At 60.2% G+C, this 6,550-nt stretch carries 8 protein-coding genes; 2 read left to right on the top strand and 6 right to left on the bottom strand.

Features of this window, described 5'->3' with window-relative positions; all coding sequences use genetic code 11:
- Positions 1 to 935: type II toxin-antitoxin system HipA family toxin (locus GH659_RS13465; protein ID WP_211364248.1), on the top strand; the 935-nt coding region annotated here is incomplete at its 5' end.
- 425 nt (positions 936 to 1,360) lie between these two features.
- Here GH659_RS13465 and GH659_RS13455 read toward each other — a convergent pair.
- Complete coding sequence (locus GH659_RS13455) at positions 1,361 to 2,476, bottom strand: porin (RefSeq protein WP_153111953.1); 1,116 nt, start codon at positions 2,474 to 2,476, stop codon at positions 1,361 to 1,363.
- A 294-nt stretch (positions 2,477 to 2,770) separates the two neighbouring features.
- Here GH659_RS13455 and GH659_RS13450 point away from each other — a divergent pair, with 294 nt between their 5' ends.
- On the top strand, positions 2,771 to 3,544 hold the full coding sequence (locus GH659_RS13450) for a Fic family protein (protein ID WP_153111952.1): 774 nt from the start codon (positions 2,771 to 2,773) through the stop codon (positions 3,542 to 3,544).
- Between the two features lie 71 nt (positions 3,545 to 3,615).
- Here GH659_RS13450 and GH659_RS13445 read toward each other — a convergent pair whose 3' ends face one another.
- The 5 genes from GH659_RS13445 to GH659_RS13425 are packed head-to-tail and all read right to left on the bottom strand — an operon-like array spanning position 3,616 to position 6,496.
- Entirely contained in the window at positions 3,616 to 3,810 is a 195-nt protein-coding gene (locus tag GH659_RS13445) for a hypothetical protein (RefSeq protein ID WP_153111951.1), read from the bottom strand.
- Entirely contained in the window at positions 3,797 to 4,093 is a 297-nt protein-coding gene (locus GH659_RS13440; protein ID WP_153111950.1) for a nucleotidyltransferase domain-containing protein, read from the bottom strand. Before GH659_RS13440 ends, GH659_RS13445 begins: the two co-directional genes overlap by 14 nt.
- An 8-nt stretch (positions 4,094 to 4,101) precedes the next feature.
- Positions 4,102 to 4,905 (bottom strand): indole-3-glycerol phosphate synthase TrpC, encoded by an 804-nt coding sequence (gene trpC, locus GH659_RS13435; protein ID WP_153111949.1) that lies wholly within the window; start codon positions 4,903 to 4,905, stop codon positions 4,102 to 4,104.
- Positions 4,902 to 5,927: an anthranilate phosphoribosyltransferase gene (gene trpD / locus GH659_RS13430; protein ID WP_153111948.1), complete on the bottom strand. Its 1,026-nt coding sequence runs from the start codon at positions 5,925 to 5,927 to the stop codon at positions 4,902 to 4,904. The genes trpC and trpD overlap by 4 nt, the downstream gene beginning before the upstream one ends.
- Positions 5,924 to 6,496, bottom strand: a complete 573-nt coding sequence (locus GH659_RS13425) for an aminodeoxychorismate/anthranilate synthase component II (protein ID WP_153111947.1) — start codon at positions 6,494 to 6,496, stop codon at positions 5,924 to 5,926. Before GH659_RS13425 ends, trpD begins: the two co-directional genes overlap by 4 nt.
- Positions 6,497 to 6,550 lie beyond the last annotated feature (54 nt).

The following is a 6,550-nucleotide window of genomic DNA, read 5'->3' as shown; positions in this document are numbered from 1 at the left end:
GCGCTGATCGCGCCGCCTTCCGGTCGGGCCTTCGCCCCTCCCTCTCGGCAACGCGATCAGCGCAAATGAAGTGTCCGGGGTGTGTCAGTTTTGAATCGCCGTTGACAACGAGTATTCAAGATAGCCCTGCTATCGGAGTCAGCGGCTGGCACACTCTGGCTCACCTCATGGAGGCGGCAGAGCGTATCGAAGAAGGGCTGCCTATCCCTGCACACCTTGAAGCTATTTTCATGGACGGCACCGCGCTGGGCGGAGCACGCCCAAAGGCATCAATACGGGATGAGGCCGGGGTGCTGTGGTTGGCCAAATTCGCCAGCCGGCATGATGTGTTCGATGTGCCCGCCATCGAGTGCGCCGCATTGCAATTGGCTAGTCAGACCGGGTTGAACGTGCCGCCCGTACGCACCATGATGCTTGGCCACCGACGAATCATGCTCATTCGGCGCTTTGACCGTTACTGGGTAACCCCGGATACTGCACCCGCCCCCGATGCCGACCTGCTGGCCGACGGTCCTGGTAATGGCCGTGTCGAACACCGGATGGGCTTTGTCAGCGGCCTGACGCTGGTGGCGTGCGATGAATCGGAGTCACGTACAAAGTCCTACGCCGACTTGGCCGAGGCGGTACGCCGTTACTGTCATCCGTCCATCATCCGGCAAAACAATGAAGAACTGTTTAAGCGCATGGTGTTTAACATCTTCGTTAGCAACGACGATGACCATCTCCGCAATCATGGTTTCGTTTGGGACCCCAGATTGCCAGGCTGGAGGCTCAGTCCTCTTTATGACGTATTGCCTCGCGCGAGCCATGCGACCGAGCGTTTTTTTGCATCTGGGCGTCGGACCGCAGGGCAGAATGGCTACGCTCGACAATGCGCTTGCGGCTCACGGCAAATTCACGCTGTCTCTGGAAACTGCCTGCCTGTTGATAGATGAGGTCTGGCGAGTCGTGCGTCAGTGGCGAGCGTACTTCGACCAATCTGGAGTTCCCGACCACGAGCTGGTCAAGATTGCTCCCGCATTTCGGCATATTGATGACGTTTCCACAAAAGAGTTGCGCAAGCGGTTAGCAGGCGGCTAAACAGGACGGTGGGTGGCGTCGTGAATTAAGACGCCACGGCGTTGCTGTTTTGTGCCGCGAGCCGCATTGCCCGGCATGTGAGTCAGGATATTGAGAGCATTCTCGGTTATCAGGATGAACCGGAGATGATTCGTCGGGATGCTCTGTTGCTCAGCTAAACGTTTGTAGCGAGGGGCTTCTGGCGTGTCGCGACGTTGGCGCGCTTGCCTCTCAGAAGTGCTGCAAAAACAAAACGGACGCCGAAGCGTCCGTTTTTATTCTAGATCAGACGTGAGTCAGATTAGAAAGCGTGACGTACGCCAACCATGATGTTGTAGCTGTCTTCGCCGGCAGCGGCTACGCCACCTGCGTTGCCCCAGCGGCCAACGGTTGCGACGTTGTCGTCGTGATCCATCCAGGCTGCTGCGGCATAGAGACGGGTGCGCTTGGAGAGGTCGTGATCGTAGCCAACGCTGAAGCCTTGCGACGAGCCATCCAGGCTCTGAGTGGCGCCGGTGTTCGGATCGTAGCTGATTTCTGCGTATTCAGCATAAACTGCGCCAACCTTGCTGACCGGAGCGCGAACGCCAATCGACCACATGTCTGCATCGTAGGAAGCCGAGGCGTCGTTCGAGAGGTTCTGGTAGCTAGCGTAAACCTTGGCTGCGCCGAAGTCATAAGCACCACCGATATACCATTCATCCATGTCGTATGCGTTGGAGGAGGTGGTGGCGGTGTAGGTCACGACGTCATACTTGGCTTGGTAGATCAAGTCGATGTTGAACGGGCCGTTCTTGTAGCTACCGGCGATACCGAACTTGCCGTTGTCGGAGATGTCAGCCTTGTCCAGGTAGGTGGTGTTTGCAGCCGTTTCACCGAAGCTGTAGATAGCTTGAGCGGTAAAGCCGGAGAAGTTCGGCGATACGTACTTGATCGAGTTATCCCAGCGCGACGGGCCCGAGGCGCTCTTCATCGTACCGTTCAGGTTGCCAATGCCTTCCTGAAGCTGGTTCATCGCGTTGATGCCGGTGAGGGCGTTGGACGAGTTGCCGCCCATGATCAGGCCGGACGGTGAGTATTGACGGCCAAAGCCAACCGTACCGAAGTTGCCGGACAGGGCAACGAACGATTGACGAGCGTAAATGCCTGCGTCGGTGTCGGCGTTCTTGCCCCATTCAACCTGGAACTGAGCCTTCAGACCGTTGCCGAGAGCTTCTTCGCCCTTGAAGCCGATACGGGAGCTCCATTGGCCACCGTCTTGAATACCAGCAAAGCTTTGGCTGTCGCCGGCAGCGTTGTCGCCAGCGCCATAAACGAAAGCTTGGTCAACAACACCGTAAACGGTGACGTTGGATTGCGCGAAGGCAGCGCCAGATACCAGACCGGCTACTGCCAGTGCGATGAGTTTCTTTTGCATTGTGAATCTCCTCTAGGTTTAAGGTCGGCGGCGCTGTCGCACCGCCAATCTGCACCTCTCATAGTTGAGAAGCTGAGCGGATAATCGCAAACGATCCGGGGCCGGGCAACCTCGATGCATTGTTTTGGGGCGTTGGTGGCGCTGTTTGTTGCAATGGTGCAACAGTTCTGTGCGAACCGCTTTTGACGCAGAGAGCGCTGAGATACAGAGGGCGCAGAGAAAAAGCGCGTTGCCTTCGTTGGTGTGCTGCCGTAGTGTTGTCGCCTCGAAAATCGCAAAACATGGTTGGCTATCATGGCTCTATTTGATGCACTTGGATTTCACTGGGACAGGGCGGCGCTGCCGGTCCTTGTTCCTGTTTACTCCATCGAACGCGTCTGCTTTCGCTTTCACCGAATGCTTCCAGAGTTTGTTTGGGATGCCAGTGTGCTCGAAGGCAATCCGTTTACGTTTCCGGAGGTGAAGACGCTGTTGGACGGCGTGACCGTTGGTGGGCGGAGAGTGTCCGATCAGGAGCAGGTTCTGAATCTGGCGGAAAGTTCCAAACGGCTTCTGGCTTTGGTGAAGAGTGGACGGTTTGAATTGTCCAAGGCGATTTTTGTGGAGCTTCACCGCCTCGTGGCCCGCAATGAGGCGCTGGAGTGGGGGCTGTTCCGGGGTGAGGGAGAGGAGACGAATTACACGCCCGATGTCGGGCTGGGGACGTATGGTCGGCATACACCGTTGCGAACCCTGCCGGGGGCGCCGGAACTGAACCGTGTCTTTCAGGAGGGCATTGCCGCGCTTGCCGACTGCCCGCCTTTCGAAAGGGCGTTGGCTTTCTTTTTGTTCGGTGCTTTGCAGCAGTTTTTCTTTGATGGCAATAAACGTACTTCGCGCTTCATGATGAACGGCATCCTGATGTCAAACGGCATCGACGCGATCAGCGTACCCGCCGCCAGGGCGCAGGAGTTCAACGAAAAAATGGTGCGTTTTTATCTGACGAAGGACGGCACGGAGATGATGGCGTTTCTTGTCGATTGTCACCCGGATGCGGAGGCGATTCGATCGTCGGTGGTGGTGGGGTAGTGGTTTCGCGCAGCGAAGCTGCGCCCCTACGATGTTGAGGGGCGGGGTAGGAGCCCGGCTTTGCCGGGCGATCAGGCCTGCGTGCTTTGGCGGATGCGTTCGCGCAGGCGGAGCAGATCCGGGCCGTATTCGGTGCTGATGGCGCTGTAGGTGCGTTGCAGGTCGAACGGGCGGTAGCGGGCGAGCGAGGCTTCAATCAGCCGGCAGGCGTTGCCGTAGCGTTCGGCAGCTGCTGCGACGAGTGCGTCGTATTCAGAGGAAGTCATCGAGCGGCTCCAGTTTGAGGGTGGCGATGAAGGCTTTTTGTTCCGTGGTGGGATGGTCCGGATCGACGACGAGTACATCCAGCTTGGCGTCAAATTCCTGTGCAAAGCGACTGGCGACGCGGTGGGCGGTGTCGAAAGGCTGGGCGTTGCTGTAGAGGAGGATGTCGATGTCGCCGCCGCGGGCCGTGTTGTCGGTGCGCGAGCCGAACAGGAAGGCTTTCTGGTAGGCGATTCCGTTTAGCGCGGTTTTCAGGGCGGCGATTTCGGCGGGGGAGAGGCGCATGATGGGGGCTATCTGAACAGCTTGGCCAGTTCCTCGCCGGGGCTGGGCGCGCGCATGAAGGCTTCGCCGACGAGGAAGGCGTTGACGTTGTGTTGGCGCATCAGCGCGACGTCGCTTGTGGACAGGATGCCGCTTTCGGTGACGACGATGCGGTCGGCCGGGATGCGCGGCAGGAGGGCGAGCGTGGTTTGCAGGCTGACTTCGAAGGTGCGCAGGTTGCGGTTGTTGATGCCGAGGAGCGGCGTCGTGAGTTGCAGCGCGGCGTCGAGTTCTTCGCCGTTGTGCACTTCGACGAGCACGCCCATGCCGAGTCCGTGGGCGATGGCTTCGAGTTCCTGCATCTTGCCGAGGTCGAGCGCGGCAGCGATGAGCAGGATGGCGTCGGCGCCCATGGCGCGGGCTTCATAGACCTGATACGCGTCGACGAGAAAGTCCTTGCGCAGGGCAGGCAGGTTGCAGGCGGCACGGGCGGCTTGCAGGTATTCGGGCGCGCCCTGGAAAAACTGTTTGTCGGTGAGTACGGAAAGACAGGCCGCGCCGTGGGCTTCGTAGTCGGCGGCGATTTCGGCCGGGCGGAAGTCGGGGCGGATGATGCCTTTGGACGGGCTGGCCTTCTTGATTTCGGCGATAACGGCCGGTTGGCCGGCGGCGATCTTGGCGCGGATGGCGCCGACAAAATCGCGCGGTGCGGTGGTTGCATCCGCCTCCGCGCGCACAACGGCGAGTGGCTTTTGGGCCGAGGCGGCGGCGACTTCCTCGCGCTTGACGGCGAGAATCTTGTTCAGGATGTCGGATTGGGCGGTCTGGCTCATGCGGAAAATCCTTGCGTGCAGCGGACGAATTCGTCGAGTTTGGCGCGGGCGGCGCCGCTGGTGATGGCTTCGCGGGCGAGTTCGATGCCGCGACCGATCGAGTCGGCGACGTTGGCGACGTAGAGCGCCGTGCCGGCGTTGAGAGTGACGATGTCGCGTGCTGTGCCGGGTTCGTTGTTGAGTACCGAAATGACTTTCGCGTGCGATTCCTGCGCGTTGGCAACGCGTAGCTGGCGGGTGGAGGCCATCGCGAGGCCGAAGTCCTCGGGGTGAATTTCGTATTCGCTGATCTTGCCGTCCTTGAGTTCGCCGACCATGGTGGCCGCGCCGAGCGAGACTTCGTCGAGGCCGTCCTTGCCGTAGACGACCATGACGTGTTTGGCGCCGAGGCGCTCCATGACGCGCACGAGGATGCCGACGAGGTCTTCGTGGAAGACGCCGAGCAGCGTGTTCGGGGCGCCGGCCGGATTGGTCAGCGGGCCGAGGATATTGAAGATAGTGCGTACGCCGAGTTCGCGGCGGACCGGGGCGACGTTTTTCATCGCCGAATGGTGGTTGGGGGCGAACATGAAGCCGATGCCGGTTTTGGCCAGACATTCGGCGACTTGCGGCGGCGTCAGCATGATGTTGGCGCCGAGCGCTTCGAGCGCGTCGGCGCTGCCGGAACTCGACGAAACGCTGCGCCCGCCGTGTTTGGCGACCTTGGCGCCGGCGGCGGCGGCGACGAACATCGAGGTCGTCGAGATGTTGAAGGTATGGGCGTTGTCGCCGCCGGTGCCGACGATGTCGACGAAGTTCCGGTTGTCGGCAACGTCGAGGCGCGTGCACATTTCACGCATGACCTGTGCGGCGGCGGCGATTTCGCCGACCGTTTCCTTCTTGACCCGCAGACCGGCGGTGATGGCGGCGATCATCACCGGCGAGACCTCGCCGCTCATGATCTGGCGCATCAGGGAAACCATTTCGTCGTGGAAGATTTCGCGGTGTTCGATGACCCGCGCCAGAGCGTCCTGCGGCTTCATTTGGCGTGCTCCTCAAGAAAGTTCTTCAGCATGTCGTGGCCGTGTTCGGTCAGGATCGATTCGGGGTGGAACTGCACGCCTTCGACGGCCAGCGTCTTGTGGCGCATGCCCATGATTTCGCCGTCGTCGGTCCAGGCGGTGATTTCCAGGCAGTCAGGCAGCGTTTCGCGCTCGACGGCGAGCGAGTGGTAGCGGGTGCAGGTGACCGGATTCGGCAGGCCACGGAAAACGCCGACATTGGCGTGATGCACCGGCGACACCTTGCCGTGCATCAGCTGCTTGGCGTGCACGACCTTGCCGCCGAAGGCCTCGCCGATCGACTGGTGGCCGAGGCAGACGCCGAGCAGCGGGATTTTGCCGGCGAATTCCTTGATCGCGGCGAGCGATACGCCGGCTTGAGACGGTGCGCAGGGGCCGGGGGAAATCACCAGATAGTCGGGCTTGAGGCGGGCGATCTCGTCGAGCGTGATTTCGTCGTTGCGGAAAACCTTCACCTCCTGCCCGAGTTCGCCGAAATACTGGACGAGGTTGTAGGTGAAGGAGTCGTAGTTGTCGATCATTAGCAGCATTTTTTACCTCTTTCGACGCAGAGGGCGCAGAGACGCAGAGAACGCAGAGAAAAC

Source organism: Propionivibrio limicola (assembly GCF_009469695.1).
Lineage (GTDB): Bacteria > Pseudomonadota > Gammaproteobacteria > Burkholderiales > Rhodocyclaceae > Propionivibrio > Propionivibrio limicola.
Note: the sequence above shows the minus strand (reverse complement) of the source record. Positions and strands in the feature narration are given on the sequence as shown.

Bases quoted from the DNA above. Each gene is read 5' to 3' on its own strand.
- GH659_RS13440 (WP_153111950.1), bottom strand. From the start codon at position 4,093: ATGCGCCTCTCCCCCGCCGAAATCGCCGCCCTGAAAACCGCGCTAAAC.
- GH659_RS13455 (WP_153111953.1), bottom strand. From the start codon at position 2,476: ATGCAAAAGAAACTCATCGCACTGGCAGTAGCCGGTCTGGTATCTGGC.
- trpD (WP_153111948.1), bottom strand. From the start codon at position 5,927: ATGAAGCCGCAGGACGCTCTGGCGCGGGTCATCGAACACCGCGAAATC.
- trpC (WP_153111949.1), bottom strand. From the start codon at position 4,905: ATGAGCCAGACCGCCCAATCCGACATCCTGAACAAGATTCTCGCCGTC.
- GH659_RS13445 (WP_153111951.1), bottom strand. From the start codon at position 3,810: ATGACTTCCTCTGAATACGACGCACTCGTCGCAGCAGCTGCCGAACGC.
- GH659_RS13450 (WP_153111952.1), top strand. From the start codon at position 2,771: ATGGCTCTATTTGATGCACTTGGATTTCACTGGGACAGGGCGGCGCTG.
- GH659_RS13425 (WP_153111947.1), bottom strand. From the start codon at position 6,496: ATGCTGCTAATGATCGACAACTACGACTCCTTCACCTACAACCTCGTC.